At 72.0% G+C, this 26,351-nt stretch carries 23 protein-coding genes and 2 pseudogenes; 13 read left to right on the plus strand and 12 right to left on the minus strand.

What is annotated here, in order from left to right; translation table 11 throughout:
• Nucleotides 1-22 precede the first annotated feature (22 nt).
• Nucleotides 23-649: a helix-turn-helix domain-containing protein gene (locus OG936_RS19845; protein ID WP_406496344.1), complete on the plus strand. Its 627-nt coding sequence runs from the start codon at nt 23-25 to the stop codon at nt 647-649.
• A 36-nt stretch (nt 650-685) separates the two neighbouring features.
• On the opposite strand, the gene OG936_RS19850 is transcribed toward OG936_RS19845, so the two are convergent.
• Nucleotides 686-1,372: a GDSL-type esterase/lipase family protein gene (locus OG936_RS19850; protein WP_406496346.1), complete on the minus strand. Its 687-nt coding sequence runs from the start codon at nt 1,370-1,372 to the stop codon at nt 686-688.
• Between the two features lie 58 nt (nt 1,373-1,430).
• Between OG936_RS19850 and OG936_RS19855 the strand changes: the two genes are divergently transcribed.
• The 3 genes and pseudogenes from OG936_RS19855 (at nt 1,431) to OG936_RS19865 (ending at nt 3,464) form a co-directional block, all read left to right on the plus strand.
• Nucleotides 1,431-2,435, plus strand: a complete 1,005-nt coding sequence (locus OG936_RS19855) for a WD40 repeat domain-containing protein (protein WP_406496348.1) — start codon at nt 1,431-1,433, stop codon at nt 2,433-2,435.
• Nucleotides 2,436-2,486: 51 nt separating this feature from the next.
• Nucleotides 2,487-2,999, plus strand: a pseudogene (locus tag OG936_RS19860) (GNAT family N-acetyltransferase); the annotation flags it as partial.
• 57 nt (nt 3,000-3,056) lie between these two features.
• The gene (locus OG936_RS19865) at nt 3,057-3,464 is read left to right on the plus strand and encodes a DUF4259 domain-containing protein (protein WP_406500516.1); all 408 of its coding nucleotides are present in this window, start codon (nt 3,057-3,059) and stop codon (nt 3,462-3,464) included.
• Here OG936_RS19865 and OG936_RS19870 read toward each other — a convergent pair whose 3' ends face one another.
• From OG936_RS19870 to OG936_RS19905, 8 genes are all read right to left on the minus strand, one after another.
• Nucleotides 3,465-4,037 (minus strand): Uma2 family endonuclease, encoded by a 573-nt coding sequence (locus OG936_RS19870; protein WP_406496349.1) that lies wholly within the window; start codon nt 4,035-4,037, stop codon nt 3,465-3,467.
• Between the two features lie 156 nt (nt 4,038-4,193).
• On the minus strand, nt 4,194-5,312 hold the full coding sequence (gene serC / locus OG936_RS19875) for a phosphoserine transaminase (protein ID WP_406496351.1): 1,119 nt from the start codon (nt 5,310-5,312) through the stop codon (nt 4,194-4,196).
• Between the two features lie 107 nt (nt 5,313-5,419).
• Complete coding sequence (locus tag OG936_RS19880) at nt 5,420-6,628, minus strand: cytochrome P450 (protein WP_406496352.1); 1,209 nt, start codon at nt 6,626-6,628, stop codon at nt 5,420-5,422.
• Nucleotides 6,625-7,917, minus strand: coding sequence for a cytochrome P450 (locus OG936_RS19885; RefSeq protein ID WP_406496354.1), 1,293 nt, complete (start codon nt 7,915-7,917; stop codon nt 6,625-6,627). Before OG936_RS19885 ends, OG936_RS19880 begins: the two co-directional genes overlap by 4 nt.
• Nucleotides 7,914-8,609 (minus strand): GTP-binding protein, encoded by a 696-nt coding sequence (locus OG936_RS19890; RefSeq protein ID WP_406496356.1) that lies wholly within the window; start codon nt 8,607-8,609, stop codon nt 7,914-7,916. The genes OG936_RS19885 and OG936_RS19890 overlap by 4 nt, the downstream gene beginning before the upstream one ends.
• Complete coding sequence (locus OG936_RS19895; protein ID WP_266747753.1) at nt 8,590-8,952, minus strand: DUF742 domain-containing protein; 363 nt, start codon at nt 8,950-8,952, stop codon at nt 8,590-8,592. The genes OG936_RS19890 and OG936_RS19895 overlap by 20 nt, the downstream gene beginning before the upstream one ends.
• Nucleotides 8,949-9,392, minus strand: a complete 444-nt coding sequence (locus OG936_RS19900; protein WP_383758520.1) for a roadblock/LC7 domain-containing protein — start codon at nt 9,390-9,392, stop codon at nt 8,949-8,951. The genes OG936_RS19895 and OG936_RS19900 overlap by 4 nt, the downstream gene beginning before the upstream one ends.
• Nucleotides 9,389-10,861, minus strand: coding sequence for an ATP-binding protein (locus OG936_RS19905; protein WP_406496358.1), 1,473 nt, complete (start codon nt 10,859-10,861; stop codon nt 9,389-9,391). The genes OG936_RS19900 and OG936_RS19905 overlap by 4 nt, the downstream gene beginning before the upstream one ends.
• A gap of 364 nt (nt 10,862-11,225) precedes the next feature.
• On the opposite strand from OG936_RS19905, the gene OG936_RS19910 reads away from it, so the two are divergent.
• Together OG936_RS19910 and OG936_RS19915 are read left to right on the plus strand one after the other, a co-directional pair.
• Entirely contained in the window at nt 11,226-14,060 is a 2,835-nt protein-coding gene (locus tag OG936_RS19910; RefSeq protein WP_406496360.1) for an FAD-binding and (Fe-S)-binding domain-containing protein, read from the plus strand.
• 356 nt (nt 14,061-14,416) lie between these two features.
• Nucleotides 14,417-15,358, plus strand: a complete 942-nt coding sequence (locus OG936_RS19915) for a MarR family transcriptional regulator (RefSeq protein WP_406496362.1) — start codon at nt 14,417-14,419, stop codon at nt 15,356-15,358.
• A 91-nt stretch (nt 15,359-15,449) separates the two neighbouring features.
• Here OG936_RS19915 and OG936_RS19920 read toward each other — a convergent pair whose 3' ends face one another.
• Together OG936_RS19920 and OG936_RS19925 are read right to left on the minus strand one after the other, a co-directional pair.
• Entirely contained in the window at nt 15,450-15,635 is a 186-nt protein-coding gene (locus tag OG936_RS19920; RefSeq protein WP_406496364.1) for a DUF397 domain-containing protein, read from the minus strand.
• Nucleotides 15,632-16,300: pseudogene (locus tag OG936_RS19925) on the minus strand (DUF5753 domain-containing protein); the annotation flags it as partial. The gene OG936_RS19920 and the pseudogene OG936_RS19925, both read right to left, overlap by 4 nt.
• A gap of 11 nt (nt 16,301-16,311) precedes the next feature.
• On the opposite strand from OG936_RS19925, the gene OG936_RS19930 reads away from it, so the two are divergent.
• Entirely contained in the window at nt 16,312-16,719 is a 408-nt protein-coding gene (locus OG936_RS19930; RefSeq protein ID WP_406496366.1) for an ATP-binding protein, read from the plus strand.
• A gap of 130 nt (nt 16,720-16,849) precedes the next feature.
• On the opposite strand, the gene OG936_RS19935 is transcribed toward OG936_RS19930, so the two are convergent.
• On the minus strand, nt 16,850-17,767 hold the full coding sequence (locus tag OG936_RS19935) for a LysR family transcriptional regulator (protein ID WP_406496367.1): 918 nt from the start codon (nt 17,765-17,767) through the stop codon (nt 16,850-16,852).
• A 150-nt stretch (nt 17,768-17,917) separates the two neighbouring features.
• Between OG936_RS19935 and OG936_RS19940 the strand changes: the two genes are divergently transcribed.
• The 6 genes from OG936_RS19940 to OG936_RS19965 all read left to right on the plus strand — a co-directional run bounded on the left by OG936_RS19940 (nt 17,918) and on the right by OG936_RS19965 (nt 26,327).
• Nucleotides 17,918-18,898, plus strand: coding sequence for an EamA family transporter (locus OG936_RS19940; protein ID WP_406496368.1), 981 nt, complete (start codon nt 17,918-17,920; stop codon nt 18,896-18,898).
• Nucleotides 18,899-19,098: 200 nt separating this feature from the next.
• A complete protein-coding gene (locus OG936_RS19945) occupies nt 19,099-19,893 on the plus strand; it encodes a TIGR03084 family metal-binding protein (RefSeq protein WP_406496369.1) in 795 nt (264 codons plus the stop codon).
• Complete coding sequence (locus OG936_RS19950) at nt 19,890-21,608, plus strand: acyclic terpene utilization AtuA family protein (RefSeq protein ID WP_406496371.1); 1,719 nt, start codon at nt 19,890-19,892, stop codon at nt 21,606-21,608. The genes OG936_RS19945 and OG936_RS19950 overlap by 4 nt, the downstream gene beginning before the upstream one ends.
• The gene (locus tag OG936_RS19955) at nt 21,605-23,203 is read left to right on the plus strand and encodes an acyl-CoA carboxylase subunit beta (protein ID WP_406496373.1); all 1,599 of its coding nucleotides are present in this window, start codon (nt 21,605-21,607) and stop codon (nt 23,201-23,203) included. Before OG936_RS19950 ends, OG936_RS19955 begins: the two co-directional genes overlap by 4 nt.
• Nucleotides 23,204-23,220: 17 nt before the next feature.
• Nucleotides 23,221-25,170, plus strand: a complete 1,950-nt coding sequence (locus tag OG936_RS19960; RefSeq protein ID WP_406496374.1) for a biotin carboxylase N-terminal domain-containing protein — start codon at nt 23,221-23,223, stop codon at nt 25,168-25,170.
• On the plus strand, nt 25,167-26,327 hold the full coding sequence (locus OG936_RS19965; protein ID WP_383758555.1) for an acyl-CoA dehydrogenase family protein: 1,161 nt from the start codon (nt 25,167-25,169) through the stop codon (nt 26,325-26,327). Before OG936_RS19960 ends, OG936_RS19965 begins: the two co-directional genes overlap by 4 nt.
• Nucleotides 26,328-26,351 lie beyond the last annotated feature (24 nt).

The raw sequence follows: 26,351 nt of genomic DNA on the forward strand, positions 1-26,351 counted from the left end.
CCGGACGGCGAATAATGGGGCAATGGAAGAAGACGGACAGCGCCCGGCGCACGTCGAGCGAACGGACGACGAGATCTCGACCGTCCTGACCGGCGTCGGGCCGAGGCTGCGCACCCTGCGCCAGGAGCGCGGCACGACGCTGGCACAGCTCAGCGAGACGACCGGGATCTCCCTCAGCACCCTCTCGCGCCTGGAGTCGGGCGGCCGTAAACCCACGCTCGAACTGCTGCTACCGCTGGCCAAGGCGTACGGCGTGCAGTTGGACGAGCTCGTCGGCGCCCCGGCCACTGGCGACCCGCGCATCCACTTCCGCCCTTTCACCCGGGACGGCATGACCTTCGTGCCCCTGACCCGGCACCTCGGCGGGCTGCACGCGTACAAGCAGATCCTGCCCGGCGGGCGCGGGGCCACGGGGCCGCTGGAGCAGCGGGTGCACGAGGGATACGAGTGGGTGTACGTACTGGCGGGGCGGCTGCGGCTGGTGCTGGGTGAACACGATCTGGTGTTGACGGCTGGTGAGGTCGCCGAGTTCGACACGCGTACGCCGCACGCGTGGGCCAGCGCCGGGCCCGATCCGGTCGAATTCCTCAGTCTGTTCGGGCGGCAGGGCGAGCGGATGCATGTGAGGGCCCGGCCTGCGGAGCGGTGAGGTGCCGCATGCCGTTGCCCGGTCTGTCGCGGCCGGTCAGGGACGGGCCGTGTACGGGCCGCCCAGGCCCCACGCCTGGTGCATCGCGTCGGCGAACGCGGCCGCGAGTCTGTGTTCGCCGGTGGGACCGGGGTGCGTCCCGTCGTAGGTGTCCCGGTGGATGTCGTATCCCGGTGGGCGGGAGGCCAGCAGGATCGGTGACATCGGGTCGTCGAGGTCGGCGACGGCCTTCGCCAGGAGTTCGTTGAAGCGGTCGCACTCGGCGGCGAACGGGGCGTCCGACTCGGCCCGTACGTTCGGTATCACGGGCAGGAGCACCATCTTGACGTGCGGGTTCGCGGCGCGGGCCGCCGTGATGAACGCCCTTGCGTTCAGGGCTGTTTGGCCACTGTCCGTGTAGAACCCGAGGTCTATCAGGCCGAGCGAGACGAGCAGGACGTCCGTACGGTGCTCGGTGACCGTGTCGGCGATCACCGGGGCCATGTGCAGCCAGCCCTCGCCCCAGCCGGCCAGATGGGCGCGGGCCTCGGCGGGGAAGTCCGGTGCGCCGTACTCGTCACCGCCGGGGGTGTCCGCCCCGGTGTCGTACAGCTCGCTGCGCGGGCCGACGATCGCGAACGGGGCGCCGAGGGTGGCAGACAGGTGCTGCCACATCCGGTAGCGCCAGGTGAAGTCGCCGGCGCGGCCGATCGTCATGGAATCGCCGACAAACGTGAAACGCATGGCGTCATCATCGCGGATCACGCCTGCGACCTGCGACGTGACGATGGACACTTGCGGCATGCCTTCGTATCTGACTGTGTCCGGAGCCGTCGCGCTGCTCCTCCTCGCCGGGGCGGCTCCGGCCGTGGCCGGGGACGGGGCCGATCAGAGCTTCACGATCGAGGACCCCCGGATCACCGAGTCCAGCGGCCTCGCGGCGAGCCGCGCCCACCCCGGCGTCTACTGGACGCACAACGACAGCGACGACGGCCCGTACGTCTACGCCGTCGACTCCCGCACCGGGAAGACCGTCGCGACGATCACGATGCGCGGGGTGGGTCGGCCGCGTGACGTGGAGGCCATCTCGCTCGGGCCCGACGGCGATCTGTACGTCGGTGACATCGGCGACAACCTGAACGGCAGCTGGGACCACGTCTGGATCTACCGCTTCCCGGAACCGAAGCAGCTGCGGGACGCGACGGTCGACGCCACACAGTTCGACGTGAAGTACGCGGACGGCCCGCGCAACGCCGAGGCGCTGATGGTCCACCCCACGACCGGGCGGGTCTACATCGCGTCGAAGAACGAGGACGGCGGCGGACTGTACGAGGGCCCCACGAAGCTCATCACCGGCGCCACCAACGTCTTCCGCCGGGTGGGGGAGGTGCCGTGGGTGACGGACGGGGCGTTCTCGCCGGACGGCAAGGAGCTGGTGCTGCGCTCGTACTTCAGCGCCCGTGGGTACGTCTTCGAGAACGGCAGGCTCGGCGCCGATCACGCGGTCAGCGCTCCGCTGCAGCGGCAGGCCGAGTCGGTGACGTACACGGCGGACGGCTCGGCGCTGATGTTCGGCTCGGAGGGGAAGCGGAGCGATGTCGTGCGGGTGGACCTGGACGGAGCTGGAGCCGGAAGCGGAGGCGGAGGCGGGGACGCCGGGAAGTCGCCGTCCCCGGGCGGCGAATCGTCGGCGTCGTCCGCCGGAGCGAAGGACGGGGACGCGAAGGGGACGACCCTGACCGGTGTGCTGGTGCTCGCCGGGATCGGCGTCCTGGTGTTCATGGGACGGCGACGGAAGGGGAACTGACTTTCGGGCCCGCCACGGTGCGCATAGGGTCGGGCAGCTATGGAGAACCGAATGATTCCCGGCGCCGGGCCCTTCGCCACCGCCCGGCTGGACGCGCTGCCGCTGCGGGTCGGGTACGCGGACGAGATGGCGGCCGTGCTCGACGACCCCGCCCTGCACGCGTACACCGGAGGCGCCCCGGAGACCCCCGGCGAGCTGCGGGCCCGCTACGAACGCTGGACCGCCGGTTCGCCGGACCCCGGCGTGGACTGGTGGAACTGGGTGCTGCGGGTACGGGACGAGGGCCGGCTGGCCGGTTACGTACAGGCGACGCTGAACGCGCGTGACGCGGAGGCGGAGATCGCCTGGGTGGTCGGAACGCGGTGGCAGGGGCAGGGGTACGCGAAGGAGGCGGCGGTCGGGCTGGTGGCTCACCTGATGGAGGTGGGGGCGGTGCGTACAGTCGTCGCCCACGTCCATCCGGACCATGACGCCTCCGCCGCCGTGGCCGCCGCGGCGGGGCTGGTACCGACGGAGCAGTGGTGCGAGGGCGAACGGGCGTGGGAGAGGACTGACCCGCCGTTGTCAGTGGCCGGTGCGAGAGTTGGCACACGTACGGACAGCACTTGCGGAGGGGACCTCATGGGCACCTGGGACACCGGCCATTTCGACAACGACACCGCTGCGGACTTCTCGGGGGAGATCGACGATGCGCCGGAGGCGGGGCGGGAAGCGGTGATTCGCAAGGCCTTGGAGAGTGCGATCGCTCCCTCGGACTACTTGGACAGCGACGACGCCGTGATCGCCGTCGCGTCTGCCGCGCTGGTCGCCTCCCAGTGCCCGGGTGGCGAGCCGGTGACCACCGCGTACGGCCCCGACAAGCCGCTGCCCGTCCTCGCGACGGACCTGCGCCCCCTCGCGGTGAAGGCCCTCGACGCGGTGCTGGGCGAGAACTCGGAGCTGCGCGAGCTGTGGGACGACGCGGGGGACAAGGAGTGGGCCCCGGGCATAGCCGGGCTACGGGAGATCCTGGTGGCGGCGGCCGGCTGATCAGCTCCGGGGACGCCCCGCCCGGATCAGCTCGGCGACATCGAGGTTCACCGGGGCGCCGATCGAATCGGGCAGCGTGGCCGTCTGCCCGGGGGCGTACACCTGGTGGCTGTCGTAACCGCCGCCCATGGGCTCGGTCAGGACATGCACCCGGCCGTGCTTGCGGTCGACGATCACGTAGACCGGGATCTTGGCCTCCGCGTAGGCGGCGACCTTGTTGCGCAGGTCGTTGTTGTAGTTGCTGGAGGTGACCTCCAGCACGAGGCGGAAGACGGCGGGGTCGTAGCAGTTGTTCTCGATCAGATGCTCGTCGAGATCGGCGTCGACGATCGCCAGGTCGGGGATGGCGTAGTCCTCGGGACCGCTGGGGAGCCACAGACCGATGCCCTGAAGGACGTCGGATTCCTTGCCGTGGAGGTCTGCGGCCAGGAACGGAATCATGCTCTTGGTCAGCGCGTCGGCGTGCCGGCCGTCCGGCAGCGGGGCCACAGTGACGACGCCTCCGATGATCTCGACGCGGTAACCCGGATGCTGCTCCATGAGGCTGTTGGCTGTTTGGAGCAACGATTCCATCGCGGGCCTCCTGACTCGGTGTTGTCGAGGTCATCGTCGTCGGACGACACCGCCGCCCACGCCCGGAAGCCGTTCCGCCACCCGGCCGAGTGAACGGCGAAGGGCCCCGCGCACCTGATGTGCGTGGGGCCCTCCGGACGCGTAACCGCGTACCCGTTACAGCTTCTCGATCACGTAGTCGACGCAGGCCGTCAGCGCCTGGATGTCCGCCGGGTCGATCGCCGGGAACATCGCCACGCGCAGCTGGTTGCGGCCCAGCTTGCGGTACGGCTCGGTGTCGACGATGCCGTTGGCGCGCAGCACCTTGGCGACGGCCGCGGCGTCGATCTCGTCCGCGAAGTCGATCGTGCCGATCACCTGGGAGCGCTTCGCCGGGTCGGTGACGAACGGGGTCGCGTACTTGGACTCCTCCGCCCAGCCGTACAGGCTCCGCGCCGAGGCGGCCGTGCGGCCGGTGGTGAAGTCCAGGCCGCCCTGGGTGTTCATCCAGGTCAGCTGCTCGTTCAGGAGGAACAGCGTGGCCAGGGCCGGGGTGTTGTACGTCTGGTTCTTGAGGGAGTTGTCGATCGCCGTCGGCAGGCTGAAGAACTCCGGGATGTGGCGGCCCGACGCGTGGACGCGCGCGGCGCGTTCCAGGGCGGCCGGGGAGAAGACGCCGATCCAGAGCCCGCCGTCGGAGGCGAAGGACTTCTGCGGGGCGAAGTAGTAGACGTCCGACTCGGTGATGTCGACCGGCAGGCCGCCCGCGCCGGAAGTGGCGTCCACCAGGACCAGGGAGCCCTCGTCGGCGCCCGCGACGCGCTTGACGGGCGCGGCGACACCGGTCGAGGTCTCGTTGTGGGTGAACGCGTAGACGTCCACGCCCGCCTCGGCGCTCGGTTCCGGGTGGGTGCCCGGGTCGGAGGCGATCACGGTCGGGTCGGCCAGCCACGGGGCGAGCTCGGCGGCCTTCGCGAACTTCGACGAGAACTCGCCGAAGGCGAGGTGCTGGGACTTCGTCTCGATGAGCCCGTGCGTCGCGATGTCCCAGAAGGCGGTGGAGCCGCCGTTGCCCAGGATCACCTCGTATCCCTCGGGGAGGGAGAAGAGGTCGCGCACGCCCTGTCGCACCGCGCCGACCAGGTTCTTGACCGGGGCCTGGCGGTGGGACGTACCGAGAAGAGACGTACCGGTGGCGGCCAGCGCGTCGAGCGCCTCCGTCCGCACCTTGGAAGGACCGGCGCCGAAGCGTCCGTCGGCGGGCTTGATGTCAGCGGGAATCTGGATATCGGCCACGAACCGGAGCGTAGTACCTCAAGGACGGAGTCGAGGACCGTGTCCGTCGGATGAGACACCCGCTCCGGTACGTGGATGGCCTACGGGGAGGCCGTGGGGGACGTCGCTCAGCCCAGTTCCACCGGCAGGTCGTACAGGTCGTTCTGGGTGACGATCGGCTTGTTCCGCAGTTCGGACGCCGGAACGGCGAGCTCAAGGTCCGGGAACCGCTCGTACAGCGCGGGCAGCGCCACGCCGGCCTCCAGCCGGGACAGCGCCGCACCCGGGCAGACGTGCGGGCCGTGGCCGAACGCGATGTGGCGGTTGGGGGAGCGGGTGATGTCGAAGTCACCGGCCGTCGGTCCGTGCTGCGCCTCGTCGCGGCCGAGCGCGCCGAAGGAGACGATCAGCGCCTCGCCCTTGGGCAGGACCTTCTCGCCCACCTCGACGTCCTCCGTGGCGAACCGGATCAGGACATGGGACGTGGGGGTGTTCCAGCGCAGCGTCTCCTCGATCACGTTCTCCCACGGCACCTCCCCGCTCAGCACCTGCTTGCGCTGCTCGGGGTGGGTCTGGAGCGCGGCGACCGCGTTGACGACGAGGCTGATCGTGGTCTCGTGACCGGCCGCGATGATCAGCTGGAGGGTGTTGACGATCTCCTCGTCGGTGAGGTGGTCGCCGTCCTCCGAGGCCGCGATCAGGGCGCTGGTGAGGTCGTCGCCCGGGTTCTCCCGCTTGGCGTCGACGATCTTCGTGAAGAGCGCGGTGAGGTCCGCCATCATCTGCGGGACCTCCTCGGGCGGAGTCTGCGTCGAGAAGAACTTCTCGAAGAGCTCCTTCAGCCGCGGGTGGTCCGCGCTGTCCACGCCCATCAGCTCGCTGATCACGTTCATCGGCAGCGGGTACGCGAATTCCGCCTTCAGGTCGACCTTCTCGCCCTCGGGCAGCGCGGCCAGCCGGTCCAGGCTCGCCGTGGTCAGCGCCTCGATGCCGGCCCGCAGCCGCTCCACCCGCTTCACGGTCAGCGCCTGCGCGACCAGGGTGCGCAGTCGGCGGTGGTCCGCGCCGTCGACGGTGAGCATGGAGCGGCCCGGGTTGGCGAGGCCGATCAGCGGCCAGTCCATCGGTATCTCGCCGCGCTGCCAGGCGCCCCAGACATTGATGTCCTTCACGAGCCGGCTGTCGGTGAGCAGCTGCCGCGCCTCCGCGTGGTGGGTGACCGCGTAGCAGTGCACCCCGCCCGGCAGTTCCACCTCGGCGAGCGGGCCCGCGGCCCGCAGCCGGGCGCTCTCGCCGTCGAGGTCGGTGACGAAGGGGTCGAGGGCGATCCGGGTCATCTCTGGCCTCCGAGGGCGGTCTTGAGGGTGCTTCCGTTGATGGCGTTGAGGGCGGGCGTGGGCGTGAAGACCACCGGCAGGTCCGTCAGGCCGCGCAGCCACGGGGACGGACGTCGGGTGAGCTGCTCGGCGGGGACGGCGAGGTCGATGTCCGGGAGCCGGTCCAGCAGCACTTCGATGCCGGTACGGGCGATGACCTCGGCGGTCTCCTGGGCCGGGAACGGGCATCGGTGCTCGCCGTGGCCGAAGGAGAGGAACGCGTTGTTGCCGCCGGTCAGCGCGGAACCGTCGGTACGGACCTGCGGGTCCGCGTTGGCGGCGGCGATGCCCAGCAGCAGCAGGTCGCCCGCCTCGATGTGGCGCCCGCCGAGACGGGTGTCGCGCGACGCCCAGCGGCCCGCCACGTTCTGCGTCGGGGTGTCCTCCCAGAGCACCTCGTTCATGGCCTCGGCGACGCTGTGCCGGCCGCCCGAGAGGGAGGCGGCGAACCGGTCGTCGGTGAGCATCAGCCGCAGCGAGTTGCCGATCCAGTCGGCGGTCGGCTGGTGGCCCGCGGCCATCATGACCATCAGGTCCTGGGCGATCTCCTCGTCGGTGAAGCCGCCGGTGTCGGCGAGCATCCGCGTCGCGACGTCGTCACCGGGCGCGGCGTGCTTGTCGACCAGCAACTGGACCATGGACGAGGCGAGGTGCTGCTGCCCGGCCAGCGCCCGCTCCCGGCCGTCGATCATGTCGTTGATCGAGCCGACGAGCTCCGCGCCGACGGTGTTGCTGAAGCCGTAGATCTTCGCCAGGACGAGGGCGGGGAGCAGCATCGCGTACTCGGCGATGATCTCCGTCCCGTCCGTGGAGCAGAACCGGTCGACGAGCGCGTCGGCGAACTCCTCCGCGTACCGCTTCAGGGCGAACGGGTCCACGGACTCCAGCGCGTTGCTGATCATCGCGGCGCGTTCGGTGTGCCGGGGGCCGACCGTGTAGAGGATCGACGGCTGCTTGCGGCCGATCATCGGCAGCAGCGGCCAGTCGTCCGGGATGCGGTCCCACTGGTTCCACAGGTCGGAGTCGCGGCTGAACAGCACCGGGTCACCGGTGACCTGGTGCAGTTCGCGGTAGCCGAGCACGAGCCAGGCGGGCACGTCGCCGTCGAGGACGACGGGTGCCACGGCCCCGTGATCGCGGCGCATCTCCCGGTACAGCCGGGTCGGTTCGGTCTGGAACCGAGGGCCGGAGAGCGGCGCGCGGCCCTGGGACACGGGGCAGCCGGCGGGCGGCGCCGGGGGCTGGGTCACGAGGTGGGCTCCGGGGTCTTCGCCGGTGTGATCTCCGGACTGGCGGCGGACGGACGGGCGGCGGGCGGACCGGAATCGGACGGACCGGCGGCGGACGGGGTGGCGGTCTTGCGCTGCGAGAGGGCGTACAGGTGCTCGACGAGCGTGATCAGTACGTACTTGCTGGACGAACGGTCCCGGGCGTCGCACTCCACCAGGGGCACGTCGTCCGAGAGGTCGAGCGCCTCGCGTATCTGCTGTTCGGTGTGGAGCGGGCCGCCGAAGTCGTTGCACGCCACGATGAACGGCGTGCCGTGGTGCTCCAGGCGGTCGATCGCGTACCAGGAGTCGGCGAGCCGGCGGGTGTCGACGAGGACGACGGCGCCGAGCGTGCCCGAGAACAGCCGGTCCCACAGGAACCAGAACCGTTCCTGGCCCGGGGCGCCGAAGAGGTACAGCACCGAGCGTTCGTCGAGCGAGATCCGGCCGAAGTCGAAGGCGACGGTCGTGGACGTCTTCGCGTGCACACCGTCGAGGTGATCGACGGCCTCGCCCGCGCGGGTCATGGTCTCTTCCGTGTTCAGCGGACGGATCTCGCTGACGGACCGGACCATGGTGGTCTTGCCGACCCCGAAGCCGCCGACGACAACGATCTTCAGTCCGTTGTCGGCCGTCGGCCGCAGGGCGGCACGGTCAGAGGTTGCGGAGTCCAACGAGCACCTGTTCCAGGATGTCGGGGTCGGGGAGCCGGTCCGCGACACGGGCGGTACGGGGGTGGCGGGCGCTGATCCGGCCGGTGTCCAGCAGATCGGACAGCATGATCCGGACGATGCTGACGGGCAGGCCGAGGCCCGCCGCGATCTCCACGACCGCGGTGGGCAGTTGGCACATCCGCAGGATGGTGACGTGCTCCGACTGCATGCCGGGGGCCGGCTCGCACTCGGAGACCACCAGCGTCACCAGGTCGAACGCGTCCGAATCGGACCGGCTGCGGCCGCCCGTGAGGGTGTACAGCCGGTCCGGGGCGTCGTCCCGGCCGGGGCGGGGGCGAGTCATACGGATGCGGTCGCGTCGGCTGCGGCGGCCTCGGTGGCCGAGGGGGAGCGCGGCGGGGCGCTGAGGTGCTCGCCGAGCTGCTCGACGAGTTCGCTCATGTTGTGGCCGATGAGGCCGACGTCGGCCTCATCGGATGCGACGACCGCGAGATGGGCGCCCGCGCCCGCCTCGACGATGAACAGCACACCGCCGTAGAACTCCGCCATCGCGGACCGCACGCCGCCGGTGCCGTCACCGAACTCGACGGACGCGCCGTGCGAGAGGCTCTGGATACCGGCGGAGATCGCGGCCAGCTGATCGGCCTGATCGACGGAGAGCTCGGGGGTGCGGCACAGCTTGAGGCCGTCCCTGGACAGGACGAGGGCGTGACGGGTGCCGGGGGTGCGCTCCAGGAGCCCCTCCAGCAGCCAGTTGAGCTTCTCGTCGGTGGTCGCGGTCATCGGGTGTTGCCTTCTTCCGGGTGCGGGGGATTGGGCCGGACAGCCTGGCGGAAGCTGCTGAAGCGGGCTGCCTGTTCCTTGGGGTCGGCGGTACGGGGCCGGGGGGTCGCGGCGCCGTCGGAATGGGCGTGGGCACGGGCCTCGGCGGCGGCGAGGGTGCGGCCGCGGGAACGCTTGGGGAGCCCGCTCTCGCCGAACCGGGGGAGGTTGCGGGTGGTCTCGGACGAGGGGGAGTCCGGGGAGTCCGGGACGTCGGCGGCGGGAGCCGTGGTGGCCGCTGTGTGCGCGGGCTCCGGCTCGGGCATCGGCTCGGTCGCCGGGCCGGACGACTGCCCGGCGACCGGGGCCGGGGGCGGCACCTGCGCCGGTACCGGCACCGCGGCCCGGGTGAGGAGCTCCTGCGGGAGCATCATCAGCGCACCCGTGCCGCCGCGCGCGGACGGCCGGAACGACACGGTCAGACCGTGCTTGCGGGCCAGCCGGCCGACGACGGCGAGGCCGAGCCGGGTGCCGGAGAGCCCCGTCAGGTCCTGGTGGTCGGCCGACACCGCATGCTCGGCGCGGCGCAGCTGCACATCGCTCATGACCAGGCCGCTGTCCTCGACGGTCAGGACGATGCCGGCCGGCACCTCCTCGACGTACACATGGACCTCGGCCGTCGGCGGCGAGAAGTTGGCGGCGTTGTCGAGGAGTTCGGCGAGTGCGTGCATGACACCCTCGGCGGCGTGGCCGGCGACCGCGACGTCGCTGGTCGAATGGAGACGTACCCGCTGATAGCCGCTGATCCGCCCCATCGCGCCGCGCAGGATCGACTCCATCACGATCGGCTTCGCCCAGCGCCGCCCGGAGCGGGCACCGGTCAGCACGGCGATGGAGTCGGCGAGCCGGCCCGCCTGGGCGGTGCGGTGGTCGAGATGGAGCAGATCGCCGAGCACGTCCTCGGCGGAGTGCCGGTGCTCCATCTCGCGCAGGTCGGCGAGCATGCCGGTGGCCAGAGCCTGCATCCGGCCGGCGGCGTTGGCGCAGGCGGCGATCGCGGCGGAACGCTCGGTGTCGCTGCGGTCCGCGCGGGCGGTGAGCCGCTCGACCTCGCCGGTGAGCCGTTCGGTGTCGGCGGCGGCCTGCGTGGTGATCCGGGCGGTCTCGGCCGCGGCGGCGGCCTTGATCCGGGCGGTCTCGGCGGTGAACCGCTGGCCCTCGGCCGCGGAGGCGGACACGAGCCGGCTGATCTCGCCTGTGAACCGTTGGGTCTCCGCCGCGAGACGGGCCCGCTGGCGGTTCGCGGTGGCGCGGGCGTGGACGGCGGTGGCCACGGCGGCGGACAACGCCACGGCGGCGGCGCCCGCACCCCAGGCCAGCGTGGTCCGCACCGAGTCGGGGGCGGCGACGACCGCCCACAGGCACAGGGAACCGGTGACGACCAGTGAGATCAGCAGGGCCAGCGCGGTCGGCCGGGATGAGGGGCGCAAGTGGAGTCCTTGGAGGCGGACGGTATGAACGGGGGGGCTTACGAGGCTTGGATGAACGCGGTACTTAAGGGGCTTACCTGTGCTTACGGGGGTTTACGGGGGCAGGCGTGGCCTACGGGCCCGATGGGGACAGATCGGTACGGCGGGGGTGAACGCGACAACTGGAGCTGATGATTCCCAGACAAGCCGTGGTCACTATATGAGAATTGACGCTCCTTTTGGGAAGTGCTTGTGGCGTTCTCTGTCACGTATGTGACTACGCATCCGACGTATTCCGACGTATTGACGTATTCGTATGGACGTTTTCGGGGGACTCGCACGGGTGCGGGCCGCCGGGTGGCCGGATCGGCGGCATCCTGGGCCCATGGCCGCACAGAGAAAACCGACGGAGCGTGACGCACTCGCCCAGGCCCTGCGCACCGCGGTCCGCGGAGAGGCCGATTTCGGCCGTACCGCACGGGCGCTGACGACGATGGACGCGTCCAACTACCGCCGTGTACCGCTCGGTGTCGTCACCCCGCGCGACGCCGACGACGTGGCCGCCGCGCTCGCCGTCTGCCGTGCGCACGCGGTGCCCGTGGTCCCGCGCGGCGGCGGCACCTCCATCGCCGGGCAGGCCACCGGCACCGGCATCGTCCTCGACTTCACGCGCCATATGCGCGGGATCGTCGAGCTGGACGCCGGCTCCCGTACCGCGGTCGTCCAGCCGGGCGTGATCCTGGACGACCTGCGCACCGCCGCCGCCCCGCACGGACTCACCTTCGGCCCCGACCCCGCCACCCACAGCCGCTGCACACTGGGCGGCATGATCGGCAACAACTCCTGCGGCGCGCACTCCGTCGCGTGGGGCACCACCGCCGACAACGTGCACGGCCTGACCGTGGCCCGCTACGGCGGCGGCACACTGCGGCTGGGCCGGGAGTCCCCCATGCCCCCAGCGCTGGCCGGCCTCCCCGAGCTCGTCGCCGCGCACCTCGCCCTCCTGCGTACCGGATTCCCCGAACTCCCGCGCCGCATCTCCGGATACGCCCTGGACGCGCTCCTTCCCGAGCGCGGAACCGACCTCACCCGCGCCTTCTGCGGCAGCGAGGGCACGCTCGGCGTGGTGACGGAGGCGACCGTACGGCTGGTCGAGGCACCGGCGGCCCGCGCGCTCGCCGTACTCGGATACGCGGACGAGTCCGCGGCCGCCGAAGCCGCCCCCGGCCTGCTCCCGTACCACCCGCTGACCGTGGAGGGCATGGCCGCCGACCTCGTACGGGAACCAACCGGGCTGCCGCGCGGCGCGGCCTGGCTCTTCGTCGAGACGGGCGGCGCCACCCCGGCCGAGGCGCGGGCGCACGCCGAGCGCATCCTCCGGGCGGCCGACGCGCTCGATGGCGCGGTCGTCACCGACCCGGCCGGGCAGCGGTCCCTGTGGCGCATCCGTGAGGACGCGGCGGGCACCGCTACCCGGATGCCGGACGGCACGGAGGCCTGGCCCGGCTGGGAGGACTGCGCCGTGCCGCCCGCCCGCCTCGGCCCGTACCTCCGTGACTTCCGCGCCCTGCTCGCCGCCCACGGCCTGCGCGGCACCCCGTACGGGCACTTCGGCGACGGCTGCATCCACGTACGGATCGACTTCGACCTGCTGAACGCCGACGGAATCGCCCGCTTCCGCCGCTTCTCCGGGGAACTGGCGGACCTGGTCGTCGCGCACGGCGGGTCCCTGAGCGGCGAACACGGCGACGGCCAGGCCCGTGCCGAACTGCTCCCGCGCATGTACGGGGACGAACTGGTCGCCCTCTTCTCCCGGTTCAAGGACATCTGGGACCCGGACGGCGGCATGAACCCCGGCATCCTCGCCCGCCCCGCCCGGCTCGACGAGAACCTCCGCTTCGAAGTGCTGCCGAAGCGCCCGGTGGACGTCACGTTCGGCTACCCGCACGACGGCGGGGACTTCTCCTCGGCGGTACGCAGATGCGTGGGCGTCGCCAAGTGCCGTACGGCGGAGCCGGCGGGCGCGGGCGTGATGTGCCCGTCCTTCCGCGCGACCGGCGAGGAGGCCCACTCCACCCGCGGCCGGGCCCGGCTGCTGCACGAGATGCTCGCGGGCGAGGTGATCACGGACGGCTGGCGGTCGACGGAGGTGCGCGACGCGCTCGATCTCTGCCTGTCCTGCAAGGGCTGCCGCAGCGACTGCCCGGCGGGCGTCGACATGGCCACGTACAAGGCGGAGTTCCTGCACCACCACTACCGGGGACGGCTGCGCCCGGCGGCCCACTACACCATGGGGCGGCTGCCGGGCCGGCTGCGCCTCGCCGCTCCGTTCGCGGGCGTGCTGAACGCGCTGGCCCGGGTGCGCCCGCTGGCCGCCCTCGCCAAGCGGCTGGCGGGCGTCGCACCGGAGCGCGGGATTCCGGTCCTGGCGCGGGAGACGTTCACCCGGTGGCTGAACCGGCGCTGGGGCAAGGGCACGTTCATCTTCTCGAACGACGAGGTGGCCATGGTCTGGCCCGATACCTTCACCGACCACCTCTCGCCCGAGGTGGGCCGGGCGGCGGTGCGGGTCCTGGAGGCGGCAGGCCGCCACGCGATCCCCGCCGGGCGCGGGCTGTGCTGCGGCCTGACCTACGTATCGACGGGCCAACTCGACAAGGCCCGCAAGGTCATGCGCCGCACCCTGGACCGGCTGGGCGGCACGCTCGGCGACCCCGTGGTCGTCCTCGAACCGAGCTGCGCGGCGACCCTCCGCACGGACCTGCCCGAACTCCTCCACGACGACCCGAGAGCCGCCGAACTGTCCGCTTCGGTGCGGACGTTCGCCCAGTACCTGGAGGAGTACGCCCCCGACTGGCAGCCACCCCGCCTGGACCGCCCGGTCACCGGCCAGACCCACTGCCACCAGCACGCCGTCCTGGGCGACGCGGCGGACCGCCGCCTGCGCGAACGGGCCGGACTGACCGGTGAGTTGAGCGGCGGCTGCTGCGGACTGGCCGGAAACTTCGGCTTCGAGCGCGGCCACTGGGAGGTATCGGTGGCCTGCGCGGAGGAGGCCCTGCTGCCGGCGGTGCGGGCCGCGGAACCCGGCACGGAGTTCCTGGCGGACGGCTTCTCCTGCCGGACGCAGCTGGAGCAGCTGGGCGGCGTGCGGGCCCGGCACCTGGCGGAGGTGCTGGCGGAGGGGCTGCCGCCGGAATCGGGTACTCCCCGCGGCTGAGGCGCGGGGCGGCCGGAGCTCGAGCTTCGGGAGCCGGGTTTCGAGCTCCGGGAAGGGCTTGTTCACTCGTTCGTGGGTATGGAGAGGGGCTCGGGGCCGGGTGTTGAGCTTCGGGCTTCGGGGGCCGGGTTCCGGGATTCGGGATCCGAGTGGTGTCGTACAACCGGTAGGTGAAGGAAGGGGGTTGGGGAAACCTCCCCGCCCTCCCCGTCCTCGTCACGGCCAGCAAGTATGACTAATTGTGACCAACTTGCGGCGCGGAGTCGCGGCTGCTTACGGTGCCCAACGTAACGACCCCGACGCAGTGTTCTCCGCACCGGCCGGGGTCTGACCCCAAGATCGAAAGAAGCGATCCCGTGGCTGTTTCAAACCTTAGCCCTGCCCTGCGTGCGTCCGCATCCTCGCGCGCCCATCCGAAGGCCAAGCCCGGTTACGGAAAGCGATCCGTGCCGGATCAACGCCCGCCCCACGAAGGTGATTTCGCGCTACTGCCCGAGCGTGAGTGGCACATCGCCGGTTACGTGGACGCGCTGCCCGAGGGCGCGGCGATGGATATCAAGTCGCTGGCCAGGAGCCAGCCGTTGTACGGGCAGATGGCCGTCGGCAGCGCTCTGCGGGCTCTGGGCGTGGCCGGTCATCTGCGGCATGTCAGGTGCCTGAGCGGTGAGGGCGGCCAGGTCCGCTGGGTCACCCGCACCTTCTGGTCCCGGGTCGCCCGTGACAACGAGTGGTGGGACGCCTTCCTCACCACCGAGGAGCGCTGCTCAGCGCCGCAGGAGGCCGCCGCGCCACCGCCCCCGTGGGTCCATGCCGTCCCCGCCGCGTCCGAAGCACCCGCATCCGCACCGGCGCAGCCGCCCATCGCGGCAGTGCCGCAGCAGCGCACCGCAGAGCCCGAGCCGCAGCCGGAGCCGGAGGCGACCGTAGACCGGCCCTCTCCCGCTCTCCTCGCCCTGGCCCGTCTCGGCCGTACCGACTCCCGCCTGGCCCTCTCGGCAGCGGACTGTGCGGCACTGGAGCAGGCGGCTGCCGAGTGGTTCGCGCGCGGTGTGGACGCCGACTACCTGACGCGCGCCCTCACCGCCGGGCTTCCCGCGTCTGTCGACTCGCCCTTCGGGTTCGTCCGCCGCCGTCTCCGCGACAAGATCCCGCCCCGTCTGCCCGCCGCAGTCCTGGCCGTGCCGGGAACTCCCGTACGCCGTCTGATCATCGAGTGCACCGAGTGCGGCGTCCCAGGAAGGCCCGAAGCGTTCCGCGATGGCCTGTGCAGGCCCTGCCGCCAACTCGGCCCGGTCTGACCGGCCCGACCGGCCGAGCGCGCGAACTGCTCGCGAACTTCGGACCCAAGGAGCCTGTGCACGTGCCCCAGCTCGTCGTGGGGCGTGAAGGTCAGCGCTGGGCGGCGTAGGAGACGAAGCCGTCCCACGCGGCGGGGGAGAGGGTGAGTTCGGGGCTCAGATGGTCCTTGGAGTCCCGGACGTGGATCGCTTGCGTGCCCTTCGCCACCTCGACGCAGCTGTCACCCTGCGAGCCGCTGTAGCTGCTCTTGAACCAGGCCAGTTCGGACGTGCTCATAGCGCTCCTCGCAATCGCTTCAACAGGCCCAGGGAGTCCTCGGGGGTCAGGGCCTGTGAGCGCAGTTTCGCATACCGCTGCTGGAGCAGGCTGATCTCTTTCGTGTGGGCGATCAACCGTCCGTTCTGCTGCCCCTCAGAGTAGGCGAACCAGCGGTTGTCAGGCGTCTCGGCCAGCTGCATGGGACCGTCAAGCCCCGCGTGCGTCGGCCTCCGCGTCGGCATCACCTGAAACTCCACGTTCCAGTTACGCGCGATCAACTCCACCAAGTGGTCGAAGAGTTCCCGCGTCACCGCCTCCCCGCCCGTCCACCGCTCCAGTGCCGCCTGCTCCACGATGAAGCTGAACGCCGTCGGCGGCTTCCGTGCCACCGCCAGCAGTTCCTGTCGTGCCAGTCGCGCCGCGATCCGCTGCTCCAGCTCCTCCGGGTCGGGCAGCGGCGGCACGTTCAGCGACACCGCCCGCGCGTACGCCTCCGTCTGCAACAGGCCCGGCACGACCCGGCACTCGTACGTGTACAGGCTGATCGCCGTCGTCTCCACCCGTGCCCATTGCCGGAACCAACTCGCCAGTCCCGCCTGCCGTGTCAGATGTGGCGCCGCCTTCCGTAGCGCGCCGGTGTTTCCGAGCGCCGCCTCCGCGCGCTCCACGAAGTCGCGGTCCGGTCACCGTAGGTGTGTTCGTCCAGCGCTTCAGCTCCACCCCGCGCGGCGCACGCCTCGCCCGCCGGCTCGTGCTGCACCAGCTCGACGCCTGGGGCGTGCCGCACGGCAGCGGGGCGTCCGACACCGCCGCCGTGCTGGTCGCAGAGCTCGCCGCCAACGCCGTCACGCACGGCCGCGTCCCCGGCCGGGACTTCGAGGTCACCGCCAAGCTCCTTGGCCGGACCCTGCGCATCGAGGTCTCGGACACCCGGGGCGAGCTCCGGCCCCCCGCCCCGGGCGCGCCACGCCCCACGATGCCGCCGCTGGCGGAGACCGGCCGGGGCATGCTCCTGGTGGAGGCGCTCGCCGACCGGTGGGACGTCCTCGACCGCGTGCCCGTCGGCAAGACGGTGGTGGCCGAGCTGGACCTGCCGCACTGACGGCCCCGGATGCCGCACCGGCGGCCCCGCACGTCGCGCCGACAGGCACCGGTGACGTCCGGTGGTCGAGGAGTGAGCTGAGACGGGCGGGGGCGCTCACCCCGGCCATCCGGCCCCGTGCGGGAGTTCCTCAGCCGTCGGTGGCGTCCCGCCCCGCGATCTCGCGGGCGAGCGCGGCGAGCTGCGGCAGCGCGGGATGGCCCGGGGCGTCGCGCCGGGCGAGCAGGACGGGGACGGTCGGGGCGTCGACGAGCGGGCGGTAGACGACCCCGGAGTGCGGGTGCATCCCGGCGGTCGACGCGGCGGATACTCCGACGCCGCGCCCCGCCGCGATGGCGGTCAGCCAGTCGTCGGTGTTGGCGACGGTGAGCGTCGCGGCGGGCCTCGCGTCCGGCGGCCACAGGTCCATGGTGGTGGTGCCGGAGACGGTGTTGAGGACGACGGTGCCGCCCGCCAGATCGGCGAGCCGGAGTGTGGCGCGGGCGGCGAGCGGCCCGTCCGCCGCCACCGCCGCGACCCGGTCCTCGTCGAACAGCACCTCGGTGACGAGCCCCGGTGCCTCGACGGGCCCCCGCAGCAGCGCGGCATCGACCTCGCCGCGGGTCAGCCCGGCGGTGCGGTCGTCGATCCGGAGCAGTTCGAGCGGGATCTGCGGATACCGCTCCTGCCAGCGGCGGAGCAGCGGCGTGGTGTACGGGCCGAACGCGGACCAGGCGTGCCCGATCCGCAGCGGCCAGTGGTGCGGCCCGCCCGCGTCGAGCGCTTCGTCGAACGCGGCGACCGCGGCGGCGGCCTTGTCCCGGAAGGCGATGCCTTCGGGCGTGAGGACGAGATGGTGGGTGGACCGGTCGACGAGCCGGATGCCGAGGTGCTGCTCCAGGGCGGCGAGCGTGCGGGAGACCGCGGGTTGGGTGAGGCGGAGCCGGGCGGCGGCGCGGGTGACGTTGCCCGCGTCGGCGACGGCGAGGAAGGCGCGCAGATGGCGGATCTCGATGCCGCGGCCCGACGGGCTTCCGGTACGGCTGTCGCCACTGCGTCCCAGGCTCATGCGTGGGGAGCATAACGGGAGCACAGCGGGCATTTTACGTGCCACGCGGAGATGTCTACCTTGAGAGAAGGCACCGCAGGGTGAGGGTGCAGTATCTTCAATCACGCAGTGCATTGAAGTGAACTTTTAGGTTCGGGAGGAATACCGCAGGTGAACGGCCAGCGCAGTACAGCAGGGGTGGCGGACGCGGAGCGGGCCGCGGCCGTCGCCGTACCGGAGGCGGTGCCCGCCCTGGACGCGGCGGCGGCAGCCGGCCGCCCCCGGCGCCGCGGGGCGGCGCTCGCCCCGGTCGCGCTGGTGGTCGCGGGCGGCCTTTCCGTCCAGTTCGGCGCGGCGGTCGCGGTCCTGCTGATGCCGCGGGCCGGGGTGCTCGGGGTGGTCACCCTGCGCCTGGCCGTCGCCGCGCTCGCCCTGATGATCGTCTGCCGCCCGAAGGTGCGCGGCCACTCGCGCGCCGACTGGGGCACGATCCTCGCGTTCGGGGTGGCGATGGGCGGCATGAACACGCTCTTCTACCAGGCCGCCGACCGTATTCCGCTGGGCGCGGCCGTCACCCTGGAGGTGCTGGGCCCGCTCGCCCTCTCGGTGATCGCCTCCCGCCGCCTGATCAATGTGGTGTGGGCGGGCCTCGCGCTGGGCGGCGTCGTGCTGCTGGGCGGGGGTGGCTTCGACCGTCTCGATCCGGTCGGCGCCGCGTACGCACTGGGCGCGGGCGCCATGTGGGCGGCGTACATCGTCTTCAGTGCCCGCACCGGACGCCGCTTCCCCCAGGCGGACGGCCTGGCCCTGGCCATGGTGGTCGCCGCACTCCTCTCCCTGCCCCTCGGCATCCTGGAGTCGGGCTCGAAACTGCTGGTCCCGTCCACGCTGGGCCTGGGCGCGGCGGTGGCGCTGCTGAGCTCCGTCCTTCCGTACACCCTTGAACTCATGGCGCTGCGCCGCCTGCCCGCGCCCACCTTCGCCATCCTGATGAGCCTGGAACCGGCGATCGCGGCCACGGCCGGCTTCCTCATCCTCGACCAGGCCCTGACGACCACCGACGCGCTGGCCATCGCGCTGGTCATCGGGGCGAGCATGGGGGCGGTGCGCGGTCAGGTGCGTGGTGCGCCGTCGAAGAGGCGCCGGGGCTGATCGCCGTGCGCCTCGCCCGGATCCCGTCGCCGCACTCGGGCGCCGGGGCTCGGGGGACTGGGTAAGTACGGCGCGCGAGTCCGCCCGAAAGGCTGCCGGTGGCCCGGCGAGCCGCGAAAAACAATGCAAGCATGCTTGCTTGTTTATGGGTCCGCTGCCATGCTCCTGGGCACACCGCCTTGCCCCGAGGGGAGCGCACCGTGCCCGATGTCGCAGCCGTGATCGACGATCTGCGCGAGGAGAGTCAGGAACTCGACCTGCTTGTACGGGGGTTGAGCGCCGGGCAGTGGGCCGCGCCGACCCCCGCCCACGGCTGGAGCATCGCGCACCAGATCGCCCATCTCACCTGGACCGACGAGGTCGCGCTGCTGGCCGCTACCGACGCCGATGCCTTCGCCGGGGAGGTGGCCAGGGCCGTGGAGGCGCCCGAGTCCTTCGTCGACCGGGGTGCCGAGGAGCTGGCGGCGTCGGCGCCCGACGAACTGCTCGCCCGGTGGCGGAACGGGCGGGCGGGGCTCGAGGCCGTGTTGCGGGATGCTCCGGCCGGGGTTCGTATCCCCTGGTACGGGCCACCGATGAGCGTCGCATCCATGGCGACCGCCCGGATCATGGAGACCTGGGCGCACGGCCAGGACATCGCCGACGCCCTCGGGGCCACCAGGACCCCCACCGCCCGGCTGCGGCACGTCGCCCGGATCGGGGTGCGGGCCCGCGACTACGCCTACCGGGTACGCGGCATCAAGGCACCCGAGGAGGAGTTCCGGGTAGAACTGATGGGCCCAGGCGGGGAGTTGATCGCATTCGGGGCCGAGAGCGCACCGCAGCGCGTCACCGGGCCGCTGGTCGACTTCTGCCTTCTCGTCACCCAGCGTGCCCACCGCGGCGACCTCGCCGTCCGGGCCACCGGACCCGACGCCGACCGGTGGCTCGACATCGCCCAGGCGTTCGCCGGACCCGCCGGACCGGGCCGCGCACCCCGAGGGAGTGAGGAGTGACCGGGCAGGTCCTGCGGATCGGCAACGCCTCCGGGTTCTACGGCGACCGTTTCGACGCCGTACGCGAGATGCTCACCGGCGGCCCCCTCGACATCCTCACCGGGGACTACCTCGCCGAGCTGACCATGCTCATCCTCGGCCGGAGCCGGCTCAAGGACCCCGCGCGCGGGTACGCCACCACCTTCCTGCGCCAGCTCGAAGAGGGCCTCGGGCTCGCCCACGAGCGCGGGGTGCGGATCGTCACCAACGCCGGCGGGCTCAACCCGGCCGGACTCGCCGACGCCGTACGGGAGCTGGCGCGGAAGGTGGGCGTGCCCGTACGGGTCGCCCATGTGGAGGGCGACAGCCTCCCCGTACCCGAGGGGTATCTCACCGCCAACGCCTACCTCGGCGGCGCCGGGATCGCCGCCTGCCTCACCGCGGGCGCCGACGTCGTCGTCACCGGGCGGGTCACCGACGCCGCCCTCGTCACCGGGCCCGCCGCCGCCCGCTTCGGCTGGGGGCCCGACGACCACGACGCGCTCGCCGGGGCCGTCGTCGCCGGACACGTACTGGAGTGCGGCACCCAGGCCACCGGCGGGAACTACTCGTTCTTCCGCGGCCACGACCTGCGGCGGCCCGGCTTCCCCGTCGCCGAGATCCACGCCGACGGCTCGTCCGTCATCACCAAGCACGACGGCACCGGCGGCGTCGTCGACCTCGGCACCGTCACCGCCCAGCTGCTGTACGAGACCGGTGGCGCCCGGTACGCCGGACCGGACGTCACCGCCCGGCTCGACACCGTACGGCTGACCCAGGACGGCCCCGACCGGGTACGGATCTCCGGTGTACGCGGCGAGGCCCCGCCGCCCACCCTCAAGGTCGGCCTGAACCGGCTGGGGGGCTGGCGCAACGAGGTCGTCCTCGTCCTCACCGGGCTCGACATCGAGGCCAAGGCACGGCTGGTGCGGGACCAGTTCGCGGACGCGCTCGCCCGCTCCGGCGCCGAACCAGACGAGGTGCGGTGGGAGCTGTCCCGGACCGACCGGGCCGACGCCGCCACCGAGGAGAGCGCGAGCGCGCTGCTCCGGCTCGTTGTCCGCGACCAGGATCCGGAGGCCGTCGGACGCGCGGTCTCCGGCGCCGCCGTCGAGCTCGCGCTCGGCAGCTACCCGGGCTTCCATGTCACCGCCCCGCCCGGAAAGGGCGCACCGTACGGGGTGTTCGAGGCGCGGTACGTACCGGCCGGCGAGGTCCCGCACATCGCCGTGCTCCCCGACGGGCGGCGACTGAGCCTGACACCTCCCGCGACGACGCAGCCGCTCCGGGACGCCGAGGAACCGCCGCTGCCCGCACCCCTGCCGGACCCCGGCCCCACCCGGCCCGCCCCGCTCGGCCGGATCGCGGGCGCCCGCAGCGGCGACAAGGGCGGGGACGCCAACGTGGGCGTGTGGGCCGTCGACGACGACGCCTGGCGGTGGCTGGCCCACGAGCTGACCGTCGAACGGTTCCGGGAACTGCTGCCGGAGACCGCCGCCCTCACCGTCGTACGCCACCTCCTGCCGAACCTGCGCGCGCTGAACTTCACCGTCCACGGGCTGCTCGGCGAGGGCGTCGCCGCCCAGCACCGGTTCGACCCGCAGGCCAAGGCGGTGGGGGAGTGGCTGCGCTCCCGGCACCTGCCCATTCCCGTATCGCTGCTGGAGACCGTCCACGCACCGGAGGCGCACGCATGACCGTCCTGCCCACCGCGCTCGACACCGCGAGCCCCGAATACGCCGCGAACCGCACGGTCATGCTCGCGAAACTCGACGAACTGGCAGCCGAACACACCAAGGCGCAGGCCGGCGGCGGGGACAAGTACGTCGCACGGCACCGCTCGCGCGGCAAGCTCCTGGCCCGCGAGCGGATCGAGCTGCTGATCGACGAGGACACCCCGTTCCTGGAGCTGTCGCCGCTCGCCGCCTGGGGCAGCGATTATGCGGTCGGCGCCTCGCTCGTCACCGGGATCGGAGTGGTTTCGGGCGTGGAGTGCCTGATCACCGCCAACGACCCGACCGTACGCGGCGGCGCCTCCAACCCCTGGACCCTGAAGAAGGCCCTGCGGGCCAACGAGATCGCCTTCGCCAACCGGCTGCCCTGCATCAGCCTCGTCGAGTCCGGGGGCGCCGATCTCCCGTCGCAGAAGGAGATCTTCATCCCGGGCGGGGCGCTGTTCCGCGACCTCACCCGGCTGTCCGCGGCCGGCATCCCGACCGTCGCCGTCGTCTTCGGGAACTCGACCGCCGGTGGGGCGTACGTCCCCGGCATGTCCGACCACACCGTCATGATCAAGGAACGGTCCAAGGTCTTCCTCGGCGGACCGCCCCTGGTGAAGATGGCGACCGGTGAGGAGAGCGACGACGAATCGCTCGGCGGCGCCGAGATGCACGCCCGCACCTCCGGTCTCGCCGACCACTTCGCCATTGACGAGCAGGACGCGCTGCGCCGGGCCCGCCGGATCGTCGCCCGCCTCAACTGGCGCAAGGCACACGCCGATCCGGGCCCCGCACAGCCGCCGAAGTACGACGAGGACGAGCTGATCGGCATCGTGCCCGGCGACCTGAAGGTGCCTTTCGACCCCCGCGAGGTCATCGCCCGGCTCGTCGACGCCTCCGACTTCGACGCGTTCAAACCGCTGTACGGGACCAGCCTGGTGACCGGCTGGGCGAGGCTCCACGGCTATCCCGTCGGCATCCTCGCCAATGCGCAAGGGGTGCTGTTCAGCGAGGAGTCGCAGAAGGCCGCCCAGTTCATCCAGCTCGCCAACCAGCGCGACATCCCGCTGCTCTTCCTCCACAACACCACCGGCTACATGGTCGGCAAGGAGTACGAGCAGGGCGGCATCATCAAGCACGGCGCGATGATGATCAACGCGGTGTCGAACTCGAAGGTCCCGCACCTGTCCGTGCTGATGGGCGCCTCGTACGGAGCCGGGCACTACGGCATGTGTGGCCGGGCGTACGACCCGCGCTTCCTCTTCGCCTGGCCCAGCAGCAAGTCCGCCGTCATGGGCCCGCAACAGCTCGCCGGGGTGCTTTCCATCGTCGCCCGCGCCTCCGCCGTCGCCAAGGGCCGGCCCTACGACGACGAGGCCGACGCCGGGCTGCGGGAGATGGTCGAGCAGCAGATCGAGTCCGAGTCGCTGCCGATGTTCCTGTCCGGGCGGCTGTACGACGACGGGGTCATCGACCCGCGCGACACCAGGACCGTCCTCGGGATGTGCCTGTCCGCGATCCACACCGCCCCGGTCGAAGGCGCCCGCGGCGGCTTCGGAATCTTCCGGATGTGAGGCGAGGGATGACCGAGATGATCTCCACACTGCTTGTCGCCAACCGGGGCGAGATCGCCTGCCGGATCTTCCGCACCTGCCGTGCCCTCGGCATCGCCACCGTCGCGGTGTACTCCGACGCGGACGCCGACGCGCTCCACGTACGGGAGGCCGACATCGCCGTACGGCTGCCCGGCGCCGCCCCGGCCGACACCTATCTCCGCGGCGACCTCGTCGTACGCGCCGCGCTCGCGGCGGGCGCCGACGCCGTCCACCCCGGCTACGGCTTCCTCTCCGAGAACGCCGGATTCGCCCGCGCCGTGCAGGACGCCGGCCTCGTCTGGGTCGGCCCGCCGGTCAAGGCCATCGAGCTGATGGCGTCCAAGACCCGCGCCAAGGAACTGATGGCCGCCGCCGGGGTGCCGCTGCTCGCCCCCGTCGACCCGGAACGGGCCACCGCAGACGACCTGCCGCTGCTGCTCAAGGCGGCGGCGGGCGGCGGCGGGCGCGGGATGCGGATCGTACGCGAACTCGCCGAGCTGCCGGCCGAGTTGACGGCGGCCACGGCCGAGGCGGCCGCCGCGTTCGGGGACGGCGAGGTCTTCGCCGAGCCGTACGTGGAACGCGGCCGGCACGTCGAGGTCCAGGTCATGGCCGACGGGCACGGCGGGGTCTGGGCGCTCGGCACCCGCGACTGCTCCCTCCAGCGACGCCACCAGAAGGTCGTCGAGGAAGCCCCCGCACCCGGTCTCGACGACGGACTGCGGACCCGGCTGCACGACGCCGCCGTGGCCGCCGCACACGCCGTCGGCTACCGGGGCGCGGGCACCGTCGAATTCCTCCTCGCCGCCGACGGACGCCCGTACTTCCTGGAGATGAACACCCGCCTCCAGGTCGAACACCCCGTCACCGAAGCGGTCTTCGGACTCGACCTCGTCGCCCTCCAGCTCCGCATCGCCGAAGGCGAACCGCTGCCCGCCACCGCACCCCCCGCACCGCACGGCCACGCCGTCGAGGCCCGCCTCTACGCCGAAGACCCCGCCCGCGACTGGCAGCCGCAGACCGGAGCACTGCACACGCTCCACATACCCGAGGAACCCGGACTGCGCCTCGACACCGGATACACCGGCGGCGACACCATCGGCGTGCACTACGACCCCATGCTCGCCAAGGTCGTCGCCCACGCCCCCACCCGCACCGAAGCGGTACGCCTCCTCGCCCGCGCCCTGGAACGCGCCCGCATCCACGGCCCGGTCACCAACCGCGACCTGCTCGTACGGTCCCTGCGCCACCCCGACTTCCTCGCCGCCCGCCTCGACACCGGCTTCTACGACCGCCACCTGGACACCCTCACCCCGCCCCCGGACGAGGCCGCATCACGCCTCGCCGCCCTGGCCGCCGCGCTCGCCGACGCCGCCGCCCGGCAGCACGGCCCCGGACCGGGCACCGTCCGCCTCGGCGCCTGGCGCAACATCTCCTCGCAGCCCCGGACCAAGCGCTACCGCGCCGAACCCGACGGCACCGAACACGAGGCCGCCTACCGCACCACCCGCACCGGCCCCGTCCCCGAGACCGGAGAACGCGTCGTCGTCGCCGGGCCCGACCGCGTCACCCTCGAAACCGGCGGCGTTATCCGCCACTTCGACATCGCCGTCCATGGCGACAAGGCGTACGTGGACACCGCCACCGGCTCGTACACCTTCACCACCCTGCCCCGCTTCACCGACCCCACCGACCGGGCCGAACCCGGCTCCCTGCTCGCCCCCATGCCCGGCACCGTCGTCCGCGTCGCCGACGGCCTCACCGCCGGGACGGCGGTCACGGCCGGACAGCCCCTGATCTGGCTGGAGGCGATGAAGATGGAACACCGCATACTCGCCCCCGCCTCCGGCACCCTCACCGCACTCCATGCCGCACCCGGCCTCCAGGTGGAGGTCGGCGCCCTGCTCGCCGTAGTGCACGACGTACAGGAGGAACCGAAGCAATGAGCACCGTCCTCGAAACCGAAGAGCACCAGGCCCTGCGCGCCGCCGTCGCCGCACTCGGAAAGCGCTACGGACGCGACTACATGACCTCCGTCGTCCGCGACGGCGCGCACCCGCGCGAACTGTGGACCGAGGCCGCCAGGCTCGGCTACCTCGGCGTGAACCTCCCCGAGGAGTACGGCGGCGGAGGCGGCGGCATGGCCGAACTCTCCATAGTCCTGGAGGAGTTGGGGGCCGCCGGCAGTCCGTTGCTCATGATGGTGGTCTCCCCGGCGATCTGCGGCACCGTCATCGCCCGCTTCGGCACCGACGCCCAGAAACAGCAGTGGCTCCCCGGCCTCGCCGACGGCAGCCTCACCATGGCCTTCGGCATCACCGAACCCGACGCCGGATCCAACTCCCACCGCATCACCACCACCGCCCGCAAGGACGGCGACGACTGGCTGCTCACCGGCCGCAAGGTCTTCGTCTCCGGTGTCGACATCGCCGACGCCACCCTCATCGTCGGCCGCACCGAGGACGCCAGGTCCGGCAGGCTCAAGCCCTGCCTCTTCATCGTCCCCCGCGACGCCCCGGGCTTCGGCCGCTCGCAGATCGACATGGAACTCCAGGCCCCGGAGAAGCAGTTCGAGCTGGTCCTCGACGACGTACGTTTGCCCGCCGACGCCCTAGTGGGGGATGAGGACGCCGGACTCCTCCAGCTCTTCGCCGGGCTCAACCCCGAACGCATCATGACCGCCGCATTCGGCATCGGCATGGGCCGCTACGCACTCGCCCGCGCCGTCGACTACGCGAAGACCCGCCAGGTGTGGAAGGAACCCATCGGCTCCCACCAGGCCATCGCCCACCCCCTCGCCCAGGCCCACATCGAACTGGAACTGGCCCGGCTGATGATGCAGAAGGCCGCCCGGCTCTACGACGACGGCGACGACATCGGCGCGGGCGAGGCCGCCAACATGGCGAAGTACGCGGCCGGCGAAGCCTGCGTCAAGGCCGTCGACCAGGCCGTGCACACCCTCGGCGGCAACGGCCTCACCCGCGAGTACGGCCTCGCGTCCCTGATCGCGGCGGCCCGCGTCGCCCGGATCGCACCCGTCAGCCGGGAAATGATCCTGAACTACGTGTCCCACCAGTCCCTGGGGCTGCCCAAGTCGTACTGACGCGTGCCCACGCGGAACCGCCCG

The sequence above is a fragment of the Streptomyces sp. NBC_00846 genome (assembly GCF_045207325.1).
GTDB lineage: Bacteria > Actinomycetota > Actinomycetes > Streptomycetales > Streptomycetaceae > Streptomyces.